This is a genomic window from Rhodococcus sp. 4CII (assembly GCF_014256275.1).
GTDB classification, from domain to species: Bacteria; Actinomycetota; Actinomycetes; order Mycobacteriales; family Mycobacteriaceae; genus Rhodococcus_F; species Rhodococcus_F wratislaviensis_A.
In genome coordinates, this window is sequence record NZ_JACCFE010000001.1 from 1 (window position 1) to 20,440 (window position 20,440).

Sequence of the window (20,440 nt, forward strand, 5' to 3'; positions counted from 1 at the left end):
GAGCACCGCAGAAAAGGTCATGGTCGGCATGCAAAAGCTCAGGTCCCGCTTCACCCGCTCCTGAGCCGCGGCACATCCTCAGTCCGGGACGTGTCATCTTTCCAGGTCAGAGCGCTCTTCGAGGCCGCGGCTCTTGCCGTCCATCCACGCGATCACATCAAACACACGGAGCGCGGAGGTCTCCTCGGGAAGGCCGGCCTCCTTCCGGATCGACAGCAACCGGCGATGCAACGCGCCGCCGTCGGCGCGCAGCGCCTCCCGGACCGGGTTCAGATGTGCTCGCTCGGTGCCCAGGACCTGACTGACAACGGAGTCCCAGATCGGGTACAGCCGGGGGCGTTTGCGGGCGATCAGCTTGGTTGCCTTCGTCTGGCCGATCCCCGGCAGCGCCCACAGGGCCGTTTCCAGGTCCCAGGCGGGCCATCCCGGGGTCAGCGGTTCCGGTTCGTCGAACCAGGTCCCGGTCCGGGCCTATCGCCGTCAGAAGGGCGTTCAGCGCCTCGGACTGGGTGTGCAGGATCGCCCGCGCCGCTTTCGGTGGGACCTGCACCGAAAGGAACGTCACCGCGACCAGGTCGTCCGCGGTGAACCGGTCCGCCTCCCCCACCCGATTACCGGTGCTGGACCAGGAGTCGAAATGCGCGCCGACATAGGCGTCGTCGCCCAGATACGGGCGGTCGTAATACTTCGTCAGTGCCTCGACCGCCGCGGCGTCCGAGTCGGTGGCGAGGGTGATCGGCAGCCGCAATGTCATACCTCGCACCCTCTCACCCTTCAGGTGCCGGCGGCCGGGAACCGAGCCGGGGTGATCGCTACGCGCCCGGCGTTGTGTGGACAATATCGCGTTGCGGGCGTGACCCTTCGGACGCCACAGGGACGTGTCAACTGCCCCGTTCAGTGATAGGAATGCGCGGTGATCGATGCGCACAAAGGATGGACTGAAGGCGAGTGCACCACCACTGGCTTCTTCGACGGCATGGACCGCTGGAGGACTGCGAACCCGCCGCCCGGCCCCCGGATTCGTGCCGCGGCGCGTCTGCAGCTTGGCAACTTCAGGCGCCCGCACCAGGCTCGCTGGTGGGAGGCTCTGGCACTGACGATGCTCCTCGCCGTAATCGCGGCGGCACTGGCCACCGTCGCGCTCGATGACGTCCTGATGGTCCTGCTCGTGGCGATCGCACTCATGCTCGTCGGGATATTCGTGTACGCCGTCTACGGTCTGGCACTGGCGACTCGATCCCGCGCCTACCCCGTCACCCGGTGGCGGCACCGGTTTCGGGTGATGTGGCTGACGAACGGCACCAGCACGGTCGGGGCGGCGCTCACCGTCTACGTCCGCCGGGGCGGCGCGGTGACCTTCCACAACCACTTCCAACGCCCCGCAATCACACCCCAGCGGCCGCCGGTCGCGCGCCGGCTACGGCTCGAGCTACTGACCATTGCCGCCGAGGCCGGCCAAGTCGTCATCACGTTCACGACAGATGAACGCATCGCCACCACGTACAGCAGGGACGGGTGGCGGGCACCCACCCCCGCCGAACGTCACGAGTACACGATCCCGGAAACGACGAATCGATGGGATCTGCTGTTCGATCCTCGCGACGAAGAATGCGCAGCGACCCTCACTGCTTCACGAGCCGAACTCGCTACCTGAGACGGCAGCTGTCGGTGGCTAGGCGCCGCGGCGGGCGCGGGCGGTGACCGGGGGCGGATCGGCTGGAATGAGAGCTCGGGCGTCGCGTTGGCGCGCCCGAAATCCCATATGGGGCATATCTGCCATATGGGCTATAGGTTCTCGCGGAGTGTCTGTTCCGATCCGTCTCTACCTGGCGAAACAGACTCAGTTATCGGACGTCCTGGAATTCCGCTGCAGGCGGGATCGGCTGATTCCTCGCTCTTCTCCCCGCGCAGGTGTCGCACCGTCCGCATTCTGTGTTGTCGTCGAGGTCTGGGTCGTCGAGTTGTCGACGAAGGAAAGCCATGCGGCAGCTATCGGTGTGCTGGTAGTCGATCATGGCCTGTTGCTCGGCGTTCCGAGCGTCCTCGAGTCCCTCATAGCGTTCCCGGTCGTACGTCCACCGTGCTCCAGTGTCGATCCACCCGCCGCGTACTCGCCGCACTACGCCGTCTACCTCGAGGACGCGCAGGACCATCTCCGTCCTCCGGCGATGAAGTTCGGTTTTCTCCGCTAGTGCCTTGATCGTGTGGGGCTTCTTCTTGTCGAGTGTGTCGAGAAGTCGCCGGACAACCTCTTCGCGGGGGAATGCGAGGGACCCGAAGTAGTCCCAGATTTCCTGGTCCTCTCGGCCCGGAAGCAGGATCACCTCCGCTCGGTCCGTGGCTCGGCCGGCGCGGCCGATCTGCTGGTAGTACGAGATCGGAGACGCTGGTGCGCCCACATGGACGACAAACCCGAGGTCGGGCTTGTCGAAGCCCATGCCCAATGCGGATGTCGCGACAAGCGCTTTCACTCTGTTGGCCAGAAGATCCGCTTCGAGGGTGACGCGCTTGTCGGCGTCGGTTCTCCCGGTGTAGACGCAAACACTGTGTCCGCGCTCCGAGAGTGCGGTCTCCAGTTCTCCGGCCGCGGCGATAGTCAGGGCGTAGATGATGCCCGAGCCCGGCAGGTCACCGAGCCGATCTGCCAGCCAGATGCCGCGGTCGACGTGATCGTCGAGGTGAGTTACGGACAGGTGCAGCGAGGGCCGGTCCAAACCGCCCCGCAGGACGATCGCGCCGTCGTTGCTGCCGCTGGCTCCGACGCCGAGCTGGGCGGCAACGTCGGCAATCACCCGGTCGTTGGCCGTGGCGGTGGTCGCTAGGACTGGGATGCCGTCCGGCAGCTGAGCGAGGAGGCCGGCGATGGCCCTGTACGAGGGCCGGAAGTCGTGCCCCCAGTCCGAGACACAGTGCGCCTCATCGATGACGACCAGGCCCGCGGTCGCGGCGAGGACTGGCAACACCTCCTCACGGAAGCGTGGATTGATCAGGCGCTCGGGGCTGATCAACAGCACATCGACCCGATCGGCGGCTATATCGGTGCGGATGCTCTCCCACTCGCTGAAGTTGTCGGAGTTGATCGTCGCCGCGAGCACTCCCCCACGCTGCGCTGCTCCGACTTGGTTTCGCATCAAAGCCAGCAACGGTGACACGATCACCGTGGGGCCCATCTTTCGCGATCGCAGTAGCCTCGCGGCCACGAAATACACCGCAGACTTTCCCCATCCTGTCCGCTGCACCACCAGGGCACGTTTGCGGTGCACGACGAGCGCTTCGATAGCGGTCCATTGGTCTTGATGCAATGCCGCGTGTGGTCCTGCAATGTCGCGCAGCAGCTCTTCCGCGTGATCGCGAAGATTCACCGGCGGAGCCAGGGTGGGGACGTGTCGTTCTTGCTGGTCATCCACTTGTTTCCTCGTCATTCTGGGTTCTGGCGGGGGTGCTACTGGGTGCAGTCGATGTGCACGGACAGGTAGACCCGGCCGGTGCCGTAGGGGGAGTTCCAGTCCTGCGGGGCCGCGGCGGTGGCGGCGATGTCGAGTTGGTCGGGCTGCGACCAGTCCACCGATCTCAGGCTGTCGAGGTACTTGTTCGTGGTGTCGATGTCGCCGGAGAGGCCCTGGTCGGTGTTCTCGACGGTCAGCACCTGCGACGGGTGTGAGGTCTTGATGATCCAGCCGTGGGGGGCGCTGATCTCGACGGCCAGGTCGTCTCCGTTGCCGAAGCATCGGGCGGTGACGTCTTCGGGTTTGGGTGTGGTGATCTCGTTGTCGGAGTGTTGTTCTCCCCAGCCGATGATGATGCTGCCGAGGTCGTCGCTGGAATCGGTGACGACGGTGCCGCTTTGAGATGCGGACACACTGGCCGCGGCGCGGCCGTCGTCGCCGCCGCACGCGGTCAGCGCAGCCAACCCGCCCACGGCCACGGCGGTCAGCGCAGCCAACGCGCCCACGGCCACGGCGGTGGCGGCTGCGGATCCGCGGATGCGGTGCACGCTCATCTGTTGGTCCTCTCCGGGATCGCGAAGGCGGCCGACACGCGGCCGGCCGCCTCGATGCGTGTGACGGTGTTTAGGTGATGACGTCGACGAACCAGCGGCCGTCGATCTGTTTGGTGGTGATGGTCTGGGTGAACTGGGTCGCTGGTTGACCGGGGCGCATCTCGGAGAGGACCACCGAGTAGTGGCCGCCGGAGATGGTGATGGTGCGCAGGCAGTAGTTGGTTCCGATCGGGACGGTGTCGATGCCGGCCTGGATCTTCTCCGGTGCCGGGAGCGGCGAGTCCGGCGCGGCGAGGGCGCGGGCGGCCTGCCCGGATCGGGTCACGTAGTAGGCGTGCTCGAACGCGGCGATCACCCCTTCTCCGCTCTTCTGGTCTCCGCGGTCGGTGCGGCACTCGTCGCCGACGTCACTGGCGGCTGTGGGGCTCTGTGCGGCCTCGGGCGTCTGCGTGGGGGCGGGAGTGACCAGCTCGTCGAGTGCGGCCGCCGACGGGGCTGCTGGCGTGGTTGTTGCGGACTCGTCGGGCTGCAGCACGCTCCAGCCGACGGCACCGGCCGCGGCGATGGCCACCGCGGCGGCGACGGCGGTTTTCTTGCCGCCCCGAAGTGCCACCTTGCGTGCTCGTTTCGGTGGGGTCGGGTGCTGCGCTGGTGCGGTCAGGTCGGCGCGGCCGCCGGGCGACGCGGTCGTGCTGCGTCGGCCCGGCGTCGCCGTGGTGGTGGGTGCCGCGGCCCCGAGAGTGTCGATCACTGCCGGATGCCGGGTCGACTTGCGCGGTGTGATGCTCGGCCGGTTCACGGCCACCACCCCTTTCCTGGTTAGGCTGCGGCGTTCTCGAAGGTCGACAGGAGCGTGTTGACCTCGTTCGGCATGGCGGTGCGCAGGTCGGCACCGGCCTCGAGGAGCTGGTTGCCGCCGGGCTGTTCGGCCACCCAGGAGGCGGCCTGCGCCCCGGCGTCCTGGACCTGGTCGACGGCCGGGGTGGCGGCCGGTGCGGCCTGTTCCGCCCAGTCGGTGGCCTGCTCGAGGACTGCGCTGCCGGTGGAGCTGGCGGTGGCGGTGTCGGCGAACTGTGCTGCGGGCTGGGTGTTCTGCTCGACGAACGCGGCCGCCGGCTCCAGGTCGATCACCGGAGCGGGCTCGGGAGCGGGCGCCGGGGCCGACTCGACTGCCGGGGCCTCGGGGGCCGGTGCCGGGGCGGGTTCGGGTGCCTCGCCCATGTTCTCGCCTGCGCCGTATGCGGCGCCGATGGCACCACCGATAGCGCCACCGACTGCGGCACCGGCAACAGCAGCCGGGAGCCCGACGGCTGCGGCGCCACTTGCAGCACCGATACCCGCACCGGCGGCGCCGCCAGCGACCACGCCGGGAACCGCGCCGACGATGGGCACCGTAATCGCGCCGACCGGTCCCATGATCGATACTCCTGCGACCGTGCCGATGACCGCGCCACCGGCGGCACCGAGAGTTGCGGCGGGCACACCGGCGACGACGGCACCGGTTGCCGCACCGAGGACGACACCGGCAGTGGCGCCTGCCGCGACCCGGTCCGAGCGGGTCGTCTCGATGCCGAGCGAGTTGAAGAACGTCGCACCCTGAGCTTCGAGAATGGACGAGGTGTTGTTGAGCTTGTCCGCCTCCTCCCGGGGGAGCCAGTCGGGCCGTGGGCCGCTGAGTGCGCCGAAGCGGTAGGTGTCGGGGGCCGCCTGGATCGGGGCGACGGGCTTGCCCGGCTCGGGGGCAGGTTCCGGTGCCCGGTACGCCTCCGGGACCACCTGCTCGTCGGACTCTGCCGACGGCTCCGGGGCGTAGTAGTAGGTGGGCTCGTTGTAGGTGGGCACCGAACGGGTCGGAGCGTTCTGGTACTCCACCGGGATCGGGAGGTAGGTGTCCCAATCCTCGGTCGTGCCACCGCCGTCCTGCGCAGGCGCGGCGGGCTCGGGGGTGGGGGTGTTGACGCCGGCCTGGCCGCCCTCGTTGGTCACCCCGGCCTGACCCCCGTTGTCGGTGATTCCGGCCTGACCGGGTGCAGCGTTCGCCGAGGGGGCGAGGGACAGACCCGCGGCGATGCAGGCGGCCACGACCGCCGCGGTGGCTCCGATCGGGGCGGTGTGCTTACGGTGCCGGCCGATCTGTCGGCGTGCGGCGCGGTTATCGGGAGTGCTCATCTCGGTTGCTGCCTTTCGTGGGTGACGGGAGATTCGGGCGGAGAGAGACCTGGGCGGGCGGGTGCGAGGGTGGCCGGATCAGCGCGCGGCGGTCATCAGTTCGACGACGGTCGCGGCGATCACGGTCAACGACGTCGTGGTGGCGGGGCGGAGTCTGGCGGGGACGATGCGTTCACCGGAGGCGAACAACGGCTCGAAGGGCATCCGCAACACCGGCACTGCGTATTCGCAGAACGCCTCGACGGCGTCATGTTCGACGATCGGCGCGTCGCCCGGACCGTCGGTGACGACGACGATCGTGCGGTTGAGAACGTCGCTGCCCGTGGCGGACAGGTGCTGCAGCAACCGTTCGGCGGACGAGGCGGCGTCGAAGCGCAGCGGGGCCGGGATAACGAGCACGTCGGCGGCCGAGATCGCCCACTGCCAGCTGCCGGCGAGGGGGTTGTTGCCGGTGTCGGCGACGAGGATGTCGCGGTGCTGGGCGAGGATGTCGGCCAGTTTCGCGGCGTCGTCGTAGCTCAGTCCCGACTCCGCGCCTCGGCGGCCGGCGACGATGTCTTCACCGGACGGCTGGCGGGTCATGTATCGCGACAGTGCCGATGGCCGGATCGTGGCCGCGGCATCGGTGTGGGCGGCCAGCAGTCCGACCACATCGCGCCCCTCGGTGGGAGGAACACCGACCCGATCAGCGAGGCTGCCGCCGATCTCGGCGAGATCCGCGCACGCGACCGTGCTGCCGCCGCGCACGGTCGCCAGCGTCTGGGCCAGGGCCACCGCAAACGGGGTCTTGCCGACCCCGCCCTTGCAGCTGGCCACGGTCACGACCGAGAAGTCGGGAATCGGGCTGTTGATCGTCGCTTCGGATGCGCGCAGCCGCATCTCGGCCGAGTTTGTCTTCGGAGCAAGGCTGAGACCGAGGACCGCGTTGAGCCGGCCGCGCATCCCCAGACGCGCGGGTTCCCCGGCGCCCGGGGTGACCTCGGGCGCCACCAGCGCCGACACCGCCCGGCGGGGCGTGCTGGCTGCGGGGCCGCGCGGGCGGCCCTCGTCGGGGGCCCGGCGAGCCGAGTGGCCGATGGGCTCGACCGTGACACTGACCGGCTCGGGAACGGCGTCTTCATACGGTTCCGGGGCGGCGGGCGCGGTGGGCACCACGGGTTCGATGGGGCCGGTCGGGGCGGACCGCGACGCGGTGCCGTCGGGTGCGACCGTGATCTGGGTGGAACGTCCCGAACGCTGCACCGCGACCTCCACCGGGCCGCCCGCTTCCATCGCACGCGCCTGGCTGTACTCGTAGATGCGGTTTTGGATCGGCTTCCCGTCGGTGGCGACGATCTCCTCGTCGGTCCCCGCGATACGCGCGGTGGTATCCGAGAGGATCTCGACAGTGAATGCGTTCACGGGGGTCACCCTCCGAATGCGCCGACGGACAGCTCGGAGTCCATCTCGGCCACGGTCTTGTCGGCGTTGTCGAGTGCGGCGAGTGCGGCGGTGCGGGCCTGACCGTCCGGGAGCAACTCGATGATCTGGCGGCGCAACGTGACTGCGGCCTTGAACTCGTCGAGCCGGGAGCGGGTAAGTTCCTGGTCGTCGGAGAGCTTGGGCAGCCAGGTCGGCACCGCGTCCTTGAGAACCCTGCGCAGTTCGGTGATCACAGGGTCGTTTCCGCCCTTCGTCGCGAACGGCTCCCGCAGGATCGTGACGTCCTCAGTGGTGGGGGTGATGGACTGGGAGATGCGGCGGCTCATGACTGGTCCTCCTGGTGTGGCTGGTGCGATGAATAGCGGGTGGGTGAGGTTCAGAGACGGGGGGCGGTGATCGGCCCGAGAAGGCCGCCGATCGTGCCCCCGGCGAGGGCCGCTGCGCCGGCCACGGAAATCCCTGGCACTGCTGCGGTGAAGGCACCGCCGGGGGCATACCGGTGGGTGTCGGATGCTTCGTCGTGGCGTGGGAGGCCGAGGACTGTGCAGATGTCCTGGGCGTCGGTCTTGTCGGTCATTGCGATTCCTTTCGTTGAGGCTCTGTGGGCGGGTCAGACGGTCGTGAGGATCTGGTCGGGTTCGGGAAGGAACACCACGTCGGTGGGGCCGTAGTGGACGTTGGTTTTCAGTCGTCCGCCGGTGCCGATCGACAGCGTCGTTTCGAGGACGTCACCGGTGTCCTTGTCGCGGATGACGGTGACCGCGTCGACGGTCACCGGAACCTCGTTGCCCTGGTCGTCGTCGAGGAGGATGACCATCCCCTCGGTGACGGCCGAGGCCGGGATCGCGTCAGCAGGGCTGTCACCGAGCACGACCGGCTCGAGAACATCCCCGCGCTCGCGCGCCCGCTGTGCCAGAACTCGTTCGGATTCGACGAAATCGCGCAGTTCCTTCGAGTAGAACTGCAACGTCGGCGGCTCGACTGGGGTCAGTCCTCGCACGATCGCCTTTTCTGCCTCCGAGAGCTGGTTCCATTTGTTCGGGTGCGGGTCGACGTTCGGGGTCCACCACATCTGCGCGTCCACCGGGGATCCGTCGAGTGAGGTGACCACGCCGCGGCCGGGGACGGAGGTGTCGACCTCGCGGCCAACCGTGGAGTCGCCCCACATCATCAGCGCACCATCCTGGGAGAGGTGACCGAGGCTCATGCGGGTGCCGAAGTTGTCACGGGCATTACCGGAGGCACCACCAAACAGCGAGGCGTCCGGGCGTTGCACCCCGAGCAGCAGGCGGATGCCGGCCGAACGGGCGAGGACAGCGAGATCCGCCCACGCGCCGAGCGGATCGAGTTCTTTGAGCAGTGCACGGGTTTCGTCGTCACCCGTCTTGGCTAGCGCCTGCCACTTCCCGGAGAGGATGAAGAACTCGTCGAGCACCGCGATCATCAACGGCAGCTGGGACGGTTCGATCTTCTTCACGTGTACGTACCGGTTACGGGCCATCATCTCCGCGTGCAGGGCGCGCACCAGCATCGCCGCGCGGACAAAGTCGTAGACGATCGCAGCACACCCGGGGTAGCCCTCGAGACCGTCGAGTTCGATCATCTTCGGATCGACCCCGAGGAACGGGATACCGCGGCGAGCCGCCTCGGTGAGCAGAGTGCGGATCACCGAGGTCTTGCCGCCACCGGTCGGGCCGACGATCAACGCGTGCGGCTTGTTCGACTTCGTCGAGACATCCCAGAACAGACTCAGGTCGCCGGCCCCGGTCGCGTACGGCAGGTGGCGCAGGTTCTCGTCGACCAACTCGAGCGGGTGATCGACACGGGTGGGCAGCGGCGCCCGCAGCCGCATCACCAAGAACCCTTCGGACGGGGTCCACTGGGTGGCCCAGGTACGGCCCGACTCGTGGTCACCGGCAAGGGAGGCGAGCGCTTCCTCGACCTTGGCCTGGAAGCCGCGTGCCCCACTGTTGAGCGAGGGAGTGAAGGTGATCATGTAGCCGGTCTCGACACCGTTCTCGTCGCGGGTGTCGACGGTGACGACCGGGTCCTTGAGCGGGCCATCTTTGAGTGCCAGCTCGAGCGCCTTGTGACGCGCCGAGCGGGTGTCCGCCTCTGTCAGCTTGCGGGTAATCAGAATCCGGTCGCGGTGCGCGTCGTGGCGGACGGTGTAGGTGTACTTCCCGGTGCGCGACCCAGCCGATCCGCGGACTGCGGCGGTGAATTCGTCCATCTCCTTCGGGCGGATGATCGCACCGCGCGGCAGCTTGATCTTCGCGGTCCGCAACGTGCCGATGCCGGGCGGGAACGGCACGCTTACTTTGACCGGCAGGTGCCGGGTGGTCTGGCGGATCTGAGCCTCGAGCATCACCCGCTGGCAGTGGCCACGGAACCGGGCGATGTCGACTGCGGACCAGGCTGCGCCGAGGAGTGCGAGCGGCAGCGTGTGCTCGTGGAGTGCGGCGAGGATCTCGCCCATCCCGTTGACCGTCTCGACGACGGGGGTCTCCGCCAATTCGGGTGCGTAGAAGGCGAGGCCGGCAGCGGCTACCGGAATGGGGGCGAAGGTCCGGTAGGGGGCGACGGCGGGCTTCGCCGCGGCCGCCTGCTCGGCGCGAGCGTTGCGACTGCCCGGTCCCGGACCGAACAGCTCGACGAGGAAGTCCTTCAGCGGATCTCGCTGCGCCATCGCCTCGCTCCTCTCGTCGTGTCGAGCCCGGTGCCTGTGTGGTCGGGCGTTGTGGATGTGCACCTTGGCAGGACTGCACGGTTTGGCTCAACCAGCCCTGTGGATAACTTTTTTGTGCCCGTTCGGAGGGCCTGGCTGCGGCACCGTTGTGGAGGGTCGTTGCGGTGCGTGCGCTGGATGTGTCGGGGTCTCTGAGGCATCCACGCCGGAGCCCGTGTCCGGGACCTCGAAGCGACCATGCGGAGGTGGTCTCGGAGAGCCTCTGGGGACGGTGTCCACGACCCCCTTTTCGAGGGCCGTGGCGGACCCTCCGAGACGGCTCGCGCGGACCGTCAGCGAAGCGTCCGAACGAGGGTGCGGAAACCACTCTCACGGGTGGTGCGCGGTGGCCCGAAACGGCGTCCTCTGGGGCTGCCGGGCTGGTCGCTGGGCGTCGTCATCGAGCCGCTGATCGACCCCGCTTCCTGTGCCCCTTCCGACCGTCTCGCACAGCCTCTGAGCTGCACTCTCTGAAATGGGTTGGCGCGGCGGGATTTCCATAGGTACACTCCCCCCTAGGCCCGAAGGGCCGGGGGGAGTGACCCCGAAGGGGAGGGCGTTTTCGCCCCTCTTTCGGAGCGGTCCGAAGCACCCCCTGTAGCACCGCCTGATTGCACTCCTCTGAGCCAGGCCTTCGCATCGCTCGCTGATCCCCTGCCTCGGAACCCCGTCCGGGCCTAGCTCACGCCGTGCTGCCGGACCGGGTCTCCCCCACCTCGTCAGCGCTTGTAGCGCAACCCCTTTTCCGAAGTCCGAACAGACAGTCGGACAAGACCCCTTCGCAGCGTGTGTCGACGCACCACGGAAGACCCCTGCGAAGGCACCCCTAGAGCTTCGCCGTCACCGGGGTGTTTCACCGTGCACGCCGCGGGCCATCACACGGGCTCTGAGGACGAGGGCTAGCCGTGACAATCTGCCGTCCCGGTGCGGGTGTCCTCGTCCACTCGGCGGAGACTGTTGCCCGACCGGCCTTGCCGACGTCCTGGGTGGGGTCCGTTTCGGACCGGTCTCCGGCGGGCGGTTCCACCTGGCCCGGGCCCTGGTGTCGATGCCCGGGACAAAGTTATCCACAAGGCTGGTTGAGAACTTTCGGTCACTTCTCCTACGGTCTCGCGCAACCACATTCGTGGCATCGGTTCGCAACCTGTTGGAGAGGCATCATGTTCGCTATCGCTTCCACCGTCGTCGACTTGTCAAACACGGCAGCTCACCCCTCGGCCGTACCCGGTGTCGTGACCCTTGCCCAGGAGGCGGACGTCAACACCAGGAACCTTCGAGACTGGATCGGCGACAACGTCGTCTTCACCATCCTGGCCGTCATCGCCTGCGTCGTCCTGATCGGTGGCCTGAAGGGAAACCTGTCGAAGGTGTTCACGGTCGGTGGGCTGACGGTGGTGGGTCTGGCATTTCTCGGCATCGCCAACTCCGAGACGGCGGCCGCCGGTGTCGGCAACTGGTTCCTCGGCCTCATCGGCCTCAACCCCGGCGCCTGACCACGCGAGGTGTTCCCACAGAGGAAGGGGCGATAGGTGATCAACAACGACGACCTGCTGTATCGGGTGGACCGCCACTATCTGGGCCCGACGGGATACACCCTGCCGGTGCGGATTCGGTACACCGCCGGACTCGTCGGTGTAGCGGTGTTCGCGGTGGTGTTCTTGATCGCCCGCGCCGTTCTGCACCTGCCGCTCGGATACAAGTCGTGGCTGACGATGGCCCTGGTGACCGTCTTCGTCACCCACCACATCGCCAAGTACGTCACCCCGGACCGACCCCTGCGGTCGGTGTTCAAGGCAGCCTTCAACGATCTCAATGCCCCACGGCCCCCGAAGACCGGGGAGACGGTCACTGTCACCCTCCCCGACCGGCTGACCGCTGGCGCCCGACCTGACACGGCCCGCATCGACGGTGAGGACTCACACCGATGACCACCTACGACGACAACGACATCGCATCGCTGTTCGACCCTCAACTCGAAGACCCGGTGCCGGTGATCCCGCCAGGAGCGCTGCCGCCGTCATGGGCGGCGGGACGGCAGACGCCGGCCCCACAACCGGGCCCGCGGGCGTGGTCGGAAGTGGAGTTCCCTCCGCACCCGGTCACCGAGGTGCCCGAGGAGGTCGATACCCGGGCAGAGGACCCCGCCGTCCTGGCCGAAGACACTCGCACGCCCGAGCGCCGGCGCAAGCGCTCCAAGCGCCGCGGGAAGACGCCCGCCGATCGCGAGAAGGCGGCGGCGAAGAAGCGCGCCGATCGTGCCCGGAAGGCGGTGCGGCTGCAGCTGACCGGGACCTCCGGTCACATCACCCGCACCTCACGCACGTCGACGGCGTGGTTCGTGCAGAAGCAGGGGCCGTGGAACTTCCGCACCACCGGCAAGCAGCGGCGCTTCATCCGGGACGAGGCGATGGTGCTGACCAACCTGCAGCAGGCTGGTGTCGAGCGACTGCACCGGCGACTGGTGCGCACCCCGTTCCCGGTCGAGCAGTGGGCCAAGGACCACGACCAGTGGGCTGCCCCGATCGACGACGTCCCGGGCGCCCTGTCGTGGGCGGAGTACCTGCGCGGGCAGCAGCACGCGATGCTGTGGTCGAACGCGACGATCAAGGGCCGCTACTGGGGCATCGAACTGCCGCAGCGGTCGGTGCTCGGGATCGGGCTCGACTACCTCGCCAACACCCTCGGCTACGTCGCGAACTGGCCGCTCCTGGGCACCCTCTCGTCCCTGATCACCGTCTGGGCCGACGACGCCTTCGCACGCGAGGAGAAGGCGCTCGCCGATCATCTCGCCGAACTCGAACGGATCATGGCCGGCCGCGGAGTCAACGCCGCCCCAGCATCACCGACTGCAGTCGACTACCTGCTGCGCCGGTCGGCGACGATCGGCCTACCGCTCGCTGCGGGCGGCGGTGCCGCCGGTGCCGGCGACTGGGAAGAGGACGATGTCGCCGCCCTCGAAGACCTCACCGACCTGTCCCTGACACCCGGAGATGGCTACACCACCGTCTCCGGCGTCGTCGAGGGCCGCCGCTACACCGGTGCGGTCATCGTCCTGACCGTCGGACGCATGGCCCCGCTGCCGATCCCGGAGCGGATGCTGCCCTGGCAGGTCATCGGCGACCCCTCCGGTGAACCGCTGGAATGGTCGGATCGGATCGAGCTGCACGACAAGGCACAAACCATCCGCACCATGCGCTCGCTCACCGGCAAAATCGAGAACCAATTCGACCACTACACCGTCGAACACGACGAGGTCCCGCCGAAGGAACTGGCCGAGCAGCACACCCGCGTCCAGGACGTCATCTCCGACGTCGAAGAGGACCACTCCGGGCTCTCCACCCGCACCTCCGGTTGGTACCGGGTCGCCGTCGTCGGAGCGACCCCCGACGAGGCCCGCAAGAAGGTGGCCGGTCTACGGGAGATGTACAAGCCGCACATCGCCCTCGAACAGGAACACGGACAGTTCCAGCTACTACGCGAATTCATCCCCGGTGAGCCCCGGGCGAACATCGCCCACACACGGCACATGGACGTCGAAGCCGTCGCCGCAGGCATGGCCACCGCCGGTGACCGGATCGGCGACCGCCGCGGAGTGGTACTCGGGGAGACCTCGTCGATCGCGCCGCGCCCCGTGATTTGGGATTGCTTCGCCGCGCACGAGATCAAGCACAAATCCGGGCTCACCCCCATCGTCGCGGTGCCCGGTTCGGGTAAGACGTTCCTGGCCGGGATGATCGTCTACCAGGCGGTCCGCGCGGGCGCCTACGGTGTCGTCCTCGACCCCTCGGGGCCGCTCAAGGAGCTGGCGAACCTACCCGAGTTCCGGGACATCGCCCGGGTCTACGCGCTCACCGGCCGCGACTCCCGTCCCGGAGCACTCAACCCCTACCGCGTCATCATCGACCCACGCCGCGACGACCCCGAGTACGACACCCGCCATCCGGACTTCGCGCGCGTTGCCGACCCGTTCGCCGCGGGACAGGCGAAATACGACGCGGACATGCGCGCCGCGGCCGCCGAACGAGTCGAGGTCGCCGTGTCGGTGCTGAAGATGATGCTCACCGAACGGCACCTGCATCTCGAGCACACCGAATCGGTGCTGCACCTGGCCGCCAACCGCGTCGGCGGGGACCGCGACCACAACCTGGGCGAAGTCCTCGACGCCATCAAGGCGATCGGTAAGGATGATCCCGACCAAGCCGTGCGCACCTGCGCCAGTGGCGTGTATCAGCAGCTGGAGTTGATGTCCCGACTCGCCGAAGCCCGGGTGCTCTTCCCAGAAGCCGGCACGGTCGGCAGCGGCGTGGACGACTTCGACGCCGACATCCGGCTCACCATTCTCACGATGCCCGGCCTGCAGCTGCCACCCGAGGGCGTTCCCTCCTCGCAGTGGACCCCGCAGCAGCGGATGACCGCCCCACTGATGCACATGGCCGCGTGGCTGGCGAACCGGCTCGTCTACGAAAAGCCGAGGCACGTACGCAAGGTGCTGTTCCTCGACGAAAACAAGTACCTCGAATCCACCGGCGCCGGCCGCACCCTGAACCTGCGGATCGCCCGCGACTCCCGCAAGTTCAAGGTCCGCGCCCTGGTCTGCTCACAGCTGCCCGACGACTTCCTCGGCCTCGACGGCACCGACGACAAAACTGCCCTGACCTACGAAGTTTTCGTCGGCGACGTCGGCGGTGACCCGCACGCCATCGACGGGGCCCTCAAGCTCCTCAAACTCCCTGCCGGGCAGGGCTTCGAGGCTTTCCTCGCCGAACTCGGCAGCGGCGGTGAGGACACCCTCGACGAGGACACCGACACCTCCTACCAGGACCAAGCCCGCCGGTGGATGGTGCGGATGGCCGACGACGTCGAACTGGTCCGGTCGAGCTGGGTCCACTACGTGCACCTGTCCCACGTCTTCGCCGCGTTGAACTCGAGTACCGCGAAGAACGCCCTCGGAGGTGCCGCATGAACGCACAGTGGTCCCCCAAGCACGAGATGACCTCGAATCGGCGGCTGGCTGGGCGGCTGGGGCGGCTTCTGGCCGTCTTGGCGCTGGTGCTGGCCCCATTGCTGGTCGGCCCGAACTCCCCTGTCGCGGCGGCCAGCGGTTTCGCGTGCGACGAGGTGCCTGCCCCGGAGTACCCCAAGGGTGCGTTCCCCGCTGTTTTCGACGCGACCAGCACGGACCGCCCCGACAACGGGGGCACCGGATACACGACCTACGGGTGGGCGGGTCTCCAGTGGTACACCTACGATCTCGGTTGCGGCGCGGATCTGGTGCGCGCCCCGGGAGCGGTGACCGACACCAATTGGGGCAACATCTTCCTGGGGGTCGGGAAGTCCCTGGCCGCGGCCGCATTCTGGCTCGACGATCAAACCAAGACCGGTCAGGCCGCCGAAGACGCCGGGATCGCGCCCGCAATGGAGCAGTTCGACGAGGTCGTCTCCTCGATCTCGAACGGCATGCTCGGCATTTACGGCCTCTGGCTCGGTATCGGGCTGACCGTGGCCGGCGTGATCATGCTTTGGCACGCACTCAAATCGAACGCGGCCGGCGTGACGAAATCCCTGGCCGTTGGCGGAGCAGCCCTCGCCCTCGGCGCGCTGCTGGTCGGCGCACCCCAGCAGGCAATCCGGTTCGCCGATGACACCTTCGGGGCGCTGATCACCGATACACAGAACGAGATGCTGTCGGTCTCCGGCAGCGGCGGCAAAGGACCCCGCGACGTGCTGCTCGACGACATCTTTCTCGACGACTGGCGTAAGGGCTGGTTCGGCCCGAACTATGACGATGAGGAGAACCAGCTCGGTCCCAAGCTGCGCGATGCGCTCGCGTTCTCCTACGAGGAACAACAGCAGATCGAGAATGCACCGGACTCCAGTGTCGAGAACGACCTGAAGGCCAAAAAGGAGAAGGCTTTTCGCGAGGATATCGTCCAGCCGCTCAGTGACGACTACGGATTGTCCTACTACACGTTCCAGGGCAAGGACTCCGGCCGCCTTGCCATCGGGTTCATGGCGATGGTCAAGGTCGGTATGCCGTCCATCCTGTGGATCGGTGCATCGGTGCTGAAGCTGATTGCGCTGCTCGCGATTCGCCTGGCCATCCTGTTCGCCCCGATCTGGGTACCGCTCGCCGCCGCGCACGCGGGAACGTTGATGCGGGTGTGCCGGATGATCGTCAGCGCCTACGTGTGGGGTGTGGCCGGTGCGGTCATCGTCGCGCTCTATTTGCTTGCCCTGGTGAAGTTGTATGTCACCGACGACGGGCAGATCGACGGGTCGTGGCGGCTGTGGTTCATGGTGATCTTGACGTTGGTGTGCTGGTTCATCATGCGGCCGTTCAAGCGGGTTTCGCAGACCTTCACCCAGAACCGCGCCGGCGCTCTCAACCGCAAAGCCCGTCATGCGCAGTCCTCGATGAAGCAGAAGTTCTTCAAGGGGGCCAGCGCGGTTGTCGGCGGCCCGGCCGGGGCGATGGTCGAGGAGGGTGTCGGGGCGCTGCGGAAGAAGACCAAGGACGGCGGCACCGACGAGAACGAGGCGGGCGGCAACTCGGCAGCCCCGAGCCGTCCGGAGGGGCGCGAGCTCAACCAACGGCGCCGGCACGAGGCCGATCAGTCACGCATCGCGGCCCGCAAGAAGATGGATCTCCTGCAGCGGCTGGCGGACTCACGCAAGGATTCCCAGAGCCAGATCCGCACCGGGGCGGGCAAGGGCGACGACCACGAGCCGGACAACAGCCACAGCCACACCCGCGGCGGCCGCGGCCGCAGCGCAGTCCTGAGTGCGCTCGGCGCCGGTGGCAGTGGCGCCAGCCGTTCCGGGGGCGGAGCGAGCCACGGTGGCGCTCCGCGAGTCAGTGAGACCTGGGACGGCGGCGCGGGTTCGGCCATCGCCCCGACGAAAGTCTTCACCCCGACCCGCAAGGACGTCTCACCCGAGAAGGTGCCCGCCATGTCGGCGGCCTCCGGCAATGCGACTCCGCCTCGGTCGAATGCCCGCCTGTACGAGACGTCCCTGTCTCCCGAAGTGCGGACGCACCCGAGCGAGAGGTACAGCTGATGGCCCGCCCCGCAGGCAACCCGGTCCTCGCCCCGATCCGTCGGTGGGTGCTGTACTCGCGCACCAACCTCACGATCAGCGTGGCCGCCGTCCTCGGAGTCCTGTTCCTCGCCGGCACCGTGTTCGGGGAACCCCCTGCGCCCACACGTACGCCGACCACAGCGGCAACGACCGACTCGACGACCACCACCGCGACGCCGTCGGACGAGATCACCTACGACCTCGTCGAGGTAACCGAGTCGGCCATCGCGGGCAAGACCGCGGCCGCGGTCGCGAAGAGTGCGCCGGCCACGGCTATGGCCTACGCACACAGCTACGTCGACATCTCCCAGTCGAATACCGAGTGGAAGACCAAGCTCGGCCGATACACCACCGACACCCCCGGCGACACGATCGTCGCCGCACGTCCCCAGGGGCCCGTCGCGATCACCGGACCCACGACCAGCGAGATCGTCACCGGCACCGGTGGCGATCGGCGGGCCGAGGTCACCATCCCCACCCAGGCCGGCGACCTGCGCGTGACCGTGCAGGTGGCCGAGTCCCCGAACGGGCCGAAATGGCAGGTCCAGAACCCCTTTCCCACCCTCGACCGCGACGAGGTCGGCAAGCTCGGTACCTCCCCGTCCCTGGTGAGCGACCCCGCGCCCGCCTCGCGCACGACCACCGCACCGTCGACGACAACCTCGGCGACGGAGCACACACCGTCGGCTACGTCCGACTCCGAGCCGTCACCGTCGGCTTCGTCCGACTCCGAGCCGTCACCGGGTCCGACACCGGTGCCGGTGCCCGGACCTATCCCGATCCCCGAACTCGACACGCCGATCCCGGGGGCCCTGTGACCCTGCGCCGGCGCGGGACCGCGCTGCTCCTCGCGGCCGCGGCCACCACAGTCCTCGGGACAACGGCGTGCGCACCCCAGCCGGTCATTGCTCACGATCGGTGCAAGACCACCTCCGCCGACAACGACCCGAGCATTGGTGGCCAGATGCGGGCGTCCGGGCCGATCACTGCGCCCACGAAGGCGGGGACCACCACGTTCACCTCCGGTTTCGGGCCACGATGGGGTACCGAGCACAAGGGCGTCGACTTCGCCGGCGCAATTGGTACCCCGATCTACGCCGCCCTCGACGGCGTCGTGGTCCGCTCCGGTACGGCCACGGGATTCGGGCACTGGATCGTCGTCGATTCCCTCGTCGGCGACACACCGATCTCTACCGTGTACGGCCACATGTTCGCCGACGGGCTGATCGCCCGTGAAGGACAGCAGGTCAAGGCCGGTGACCACATCGCCAATATCGGCAACGACGGTGAGTCCACCGGCGCCCACCTGCATTTCGAATACTGGGAAGGCGGCCGCTTCCAAGGCGGCACCGCCGTCGACCCGATGACCAAGCTCGGCGGCGCCGCAACGACCACCAATACCGCCGCGGATTCGGACAACATTGAGCTCGCGGCCGCGACATCGCCGATCGACTGCGCGGGCTTCGGCACCGTCGGTGGTGGTGAGCTGGCCGCCGGATCGGTGCCACCAGAATTCGACCCGTGGATCCGCAAAGCCGGCAGCATCTGCCCCGGCATTCGGCCCCCGATCCTGTCCTCGCAGCTATACGCCGAGAATCAGTTTCGGCACGGCGCCAACGCCCCAGTCTCACCGTCGGGTGCACTCGGGCCCGCGCAGTTCATGCCCGGAACCTGGGCGACCTGGGGCAAGGACTACGACGGCGACGGCAAGGTCGACCCCAATTCGATCGGCGACGCCGTCATGGCTCAAGGGCATTTCATGTGCGCCCTCAACGACCAGGTCAACGCCGCGCTCGCGGCCGGCACCGTGGCAGGAGATCCGGTCGAGCTGTCGCTGGCCGCGTACAACGCCGGTTTCGGTGCGGTGCAGTCGCACCGCGGCATTCCCCCGTATGCCGAGACTCAGAACTACGTCGCGAAGATCGTCCTCGGTCAGGCCAAGTACACGTCCCTGAGTTCCACCGGCCTCCTGGTCCCGAACGGGTCGAAGGACGGCGGCCAGGTCGTTGCGGCCGCGCGGCAGTACCTCGGCACCCCCTATGTCTGGGGTGGAGGTAGCACCGGCGGACCGTCCGGTGGTGGCTTCGACTGCTCCGGACTGACCAGCTACGCGGTCTTCACCGGCAGCGGTGGCAAGGTCACACTGCCACGGACCTCGGAGCAGCAGTGGACCGTCGGCATCGAGATCCCGATCGATCAGGCCCAACCAGGCGACCTCGTCTTCGGATCCTGGGCCGCTTCCGGACCGGGTCACGTCGGCGTCGCGCTGGGAGGTGGGCGCATGCTCCACGCCCCGACCACGGGTGACGTCGTGAAGGAAGCGTCATTAATGAGCGGGATGAAGGCACGGAGGGTGATGTGATGAGTGGACTGCCCGCAACTGCCGCAGGAGGACCGAGATGAGCGTGCGTCGATTCCTGGCCGTGGTGGTGCTCCTCGGCGCCCTGGTCGCCATCCTCGTCTATGCGTGCCGGCCGAACGGAGAAGATCCGCAAACCTTGCCTGCAGAGACGTCGACGACGTCCGCCCCTGCGCCGTCGATCACCGTTGCTCCAGTACCTCCGCCGACCGCTGCGACACCGGCGCCAGGCGCCGCGGCGGCGGAGGAGGCAGCCCGCCAGGCCCTGGCTGTCGCGTTCACCTGGTACCCGGCCACCGACCAGTCCCCCAATGACGGCTTCATCCGGGCTCGACAGTGGCTGACCGACAGCCTGGCATCGCAAGTGGCCGTCCCGGTCACGACCGAACGCGGACCCGGAGTGCAATGGGGACAATGGGCCACCGCGAACTCGAAGGTCGTCGCCGACGTGATGATCGGCTGCTCCGGGTGCCCGCCCGATACCGATACCCTCATTCACCGAGTCGCCACCATCCATCAGACCGCGATCACCGGTGACAATGCAGTCCCCGTCGCCCCCGACACCACCGTCTGGGTCACCCTCACCAAGGCCGGGGACAGCTGGCTCATCGACACCATCCGGTACTGAAACCAGTAGTCACCGCACCGAGTTCGATAACGCCGCCCTGCGGCAACAGGAGGG

16 protein-coding genes and 1 pseudogene are annotated in these 20,440 nt (G+C 67.9%); 8 read left to right on the forward strand and 9 right to left on the reverse strand.

The genetic code is table 11. The features are described from left to right. Positions 1 to 93 precede the first annotated feature (93 nt). Positions 94 to 754: pseudogene (locus tag H0B43_RS43050) on the reverse strand (DUF6308 family protein). A 159-nt stretch (positions 755 to 913) separates the two neighbouring features. Here H0B43_RS43050 and H0B43_RS00005 point away from each other — a divergent pair. Beyond that, the gene (locus H0B43_RS00005) at positions 914 to 1,654 is read left to right on the forward strand and encodes a hypothetical protein (protein WP_252190409.1); all 741 of its coding nucleotides are present in this window, start codon (positions 914 to 916) and stop codon (positions 1,652 to 1,654) included. A gap of 190 nt (positions 1,655 to 1,844) precedes the next feature. Here H0B43_RS00005 and H0B43_RS00010 read toward each other — a convergent pair whose 3' ends face one another. From H0B43_RS00010 to H0B43_RS00045, 8 genes are all read right to left on the reverse strand, one after another. After that, complete coding sequence (locus H0B43_RS00010; protein ID WP_397517536.1) at positions 1,845 to 3,407, reverse strand: RecQ family ATP-dependent DNA helicase; 1,563 nt, start codon at positions 3,405 to 3,407, stop codon at positions 1,845 to 1,847. A 35-nt stretch (positions 3,408 to 3,442) separates the two neighbouring features. Next, on the reverse strand, positions 3,443 to 4,000 hold the full coding sequence (locus H0B43_RS00015; protein WP_185730625.1) for a hypothetical protein: 558 nt from the start codon (positions 3,998 to 4,000) through the stop codon (positions 3,443 to 3,445). Positions 4,001 to 4,070: 70 nt separating this feature from the next. Further along, positions 4,071 to 4,805, reverse strand: a complete 735-nt coding sequence (locus tag H0B43_RS00020; RefSeq protein ID WP_312034161.1) for a hypothetical protein — start codon at positions 4,803 to 4,805, stop codon at positions 4,071 to 4,073. A gap of 14 nt (positions 4,806 to 4,819) precedes the next feature. Continuing rightward, positions 4,820 to 6,169 carry a hypothetical protein gene (locus H0B43_RS00025; RefSeq protein ID WP_185730626.1) on the reverse strand — a complete coding sequence of 450 codons (1,350 nt, stop codon included), beginning with the start codon at positions 6,167 to 6,169 and terminating at the stop codon, positions 4,820 to 4,822. Between the two features lie 78 nt (positions 6,170 to 6,247). Further along, on the reverse strand, positions 6,248 to 7,570 hold the full coding sequence (locus H0B43_RS42745; RefSeq protein WP_185730627.1) for a ParA family protein: 1,323 nt from the start codon (positions 7,568 to 7,570) through the stop codon (positions 6,248 to 6,250). Positions 7,571 to 7,575: 5 nt separating this feature from the next. After that, complete coding sequence (locus tag H0B43_RS00035) at positions 7,576 to 7,917, reverse strand: hypothetical protein (RefSeq protein WP_185730628.1); 342 nt, start codon at positions 7,915 to 7,917, stop codon at positions 7,576 to 7,578. A 50-nt stretch (positions 7,918 to 7,967) separates the two neighbouring features. Beyond that, the gene (locus H0B43_RS00040) at positions 7,968 to 8,168 is read right to left on the reverse strand and encodes a hypothetical protein (protein WP_054248316.1); all 201 of its coding nucleotides are present in this window, start codon (positions 8,166 to 8,168) and stop codon (positions 7,968 to 7,970) included. Between the two features lie 33 nt (positions 8,169 to 8,201). Beyond that, a complete protein-coding gene (locus H0B43_RS00045) occupies positions 8,202 to 10,280 on the reverse strand; it encodes an FtsK/SpoIIIE domain-containing protein (RefSeq protein WP_185730629.1) in 2,079 nt (692 codons plus the stop codon). A gap of 1,199 nt (positions 10,281 to 11,479) precedes the next feature. Between H0B43_RS00045 and H0B43_RS00050 the strand changes: the two genes are divergently transcribed. The 7 genes from H0B43_RS00050 to H0B43_RS00080 are packed head-to-tail and all read left to right on the forward strand — an operon-like array spanning position 11,480 to position 20,386. Further along, positions 11,480 to 11,812: a hypothetical protein gene (locus H0B43_RS00050; RefSeq protein WP_054248314.1), complete on the forward strand. Its 333-nt coding sequence runs from the start codon at positions 11,480 to 11,482 to the stop codon at positions 11,810 to 11,812. Between the two features lie 36 nt (positions 11,813 to 11,848). Continuing rightward, a complete protein-coding gene (locus tag H0B43_RS00055; protein ID WP_095866423.1) occupies positions 11,849 to 12,247 on the forward strand; it encodes a hypothetical protein in 399 nt (132 codons plus the stop codon). Then, the gene (locus H0B43_RS00060) at positions 12,244 to 15,282 is read left to right on the forward strand and encodes an ATP-binding protein (protein ID WP_185730630.1); all 3,039 of its coding nucleotides are present in this window, start codon (positions 12,244 to 12,246) and stop codon (positions 15,280 to 15,282) included. The genes H0B43_RS00055 and H0B43_RS00060 overlap by 4 nt, the downstream gene beginning before the upstream one ends. After that, positions 15,279 to 17,378 carry a hypothetical protein gene (locus H0B43_RS00065; protein WP_252190410.1) on the forward strand — a complete coding sequence of 700 codons (2,100 nt, stop codon included), beginning with the start codon at positions 15,279 to 15,281 and terminating at the stop codon, positions 17,376 to 17,378. Before H0B43_RS00060 ends, H0B43_RS00065 begins: the two co-directional genes overlap by 4 nt. Next, positions 17,378 to 18,217, forward strand: a complete 840-nt coding sequence (locus H0B43_RS00070; RefSeq protein ID WP_185730631.1) for a hypothetical protein — start codon at positions 17,378 to 17,380, stop codon at positions 18,215 to 18,217. Before H0B43_RS00065 ends, H0B43_RS00070 begins: the two co-directional genes overlap by 1 nt. Beyond that, the gene (locus H0B43_RS00075) at positions 18,214 to 19,761 is read left to right on the forward strand and encodes a peptidoglycan DD-metalloendopeptidase family protein (RefSeq protein WP_185730632.1); all 1,548 of its coding nucleotides are present in this window, start codon (positions 18,214 to 18,216) and stop codon (positions 19,759 to 19,761) included. The genes H0B43_RS00070 and H0B43_RS00075 overlap by 4 nt, the downstream gene beginning before the upstream one ends. A gap of 37 nt (positions 19,762 to 19,798) precedes the next feature. Next, a complete protein-coding gene (locus H0B43_RS00080; protein WP_054248309.1) occupies positions 19,799 to 20,386 on the forward strand; it encodes a hypothetical protein in 588 nt (195 codons plus the stop codon). Positions 20,387 to 20,440 lie beyond the last annotated feature (54 nt).

Excerpts from the sequence above, each read along its gene's own strand:
- H0B43_RS00025 (WP_185730626.1), bottom strand. The coding sequence starts at position 6,169 with ATGAGCACTCCCGATAACCGCGCCGCACGCCGACAGATCGGCCGGCAC.
- H0B43_RS00070 (WP_185730631.1), top strand. The coding sequence starts at position 17,378 with ATGGCCCGCCCCGCAGGCAACCCGGTCCTCGCCCCGATCCGTCGGTGG.
- H0B43_RS00080 (WP_054248309.1), top strand. The coding sequence starts at position 19,799 with ATGAGCGTGCGTCGATTCCTGGCCGTGGTGGTGCTCCTCGGCGCCCTG.
- H0B43_RS00035 (WP_185730628.1), bottom strand. The coding sequence starts at position 7,917 with ATGAGCCGCCGCATCTCCCAGTCCATCACCCCCACCACTGAGGACGTC.
- H0B43_RS00060 (WP_185730630.1), top strand. The coding sequence starts at position 12,244 with ATGACCACCTACGACGACAACGACATCGCATCGCTGTTCGACCCTCAA.
- H0B43_RS00065 (WP_252190410.1), top strand. The coding sequence starts at position 15,279 with ATGAACGCACAGTGGTCCCCCAAGCACGAGATGACCTCGAATCGGCGG.
- H0B43_RS00040 (WP_054248316.1), bottom strand. The coding sequence starts at position 8,168 with ATGACCGACAAGACCGACGCCCAGGACATCTGCACAGTCCTCGGCCTC.
- H0B43_RS00045 (WP_185730629.1), bottom strand. The coding sequence starts at position 10,280 with ATGGCGCAGCGAGATCCGCTGAAGGACTTCCTCGTCGAGCTGTTCGGT.
- H0B43_RS00015 (WP_185730625.1), bottom strand. The coding sequence starts at position 4,000 with ATGAGCGTGCACCGCATCCGCGGATCCGCAGCCGCCACCGCCGTGGCC.
- H0B43_RS00050 (WP_054248314.1), top strand. The coding sequence starts at position 11,480 with ATGTTCGCTATCGCTTCCACCGTCGTCGACTTGTCAAACACGGCAGCT.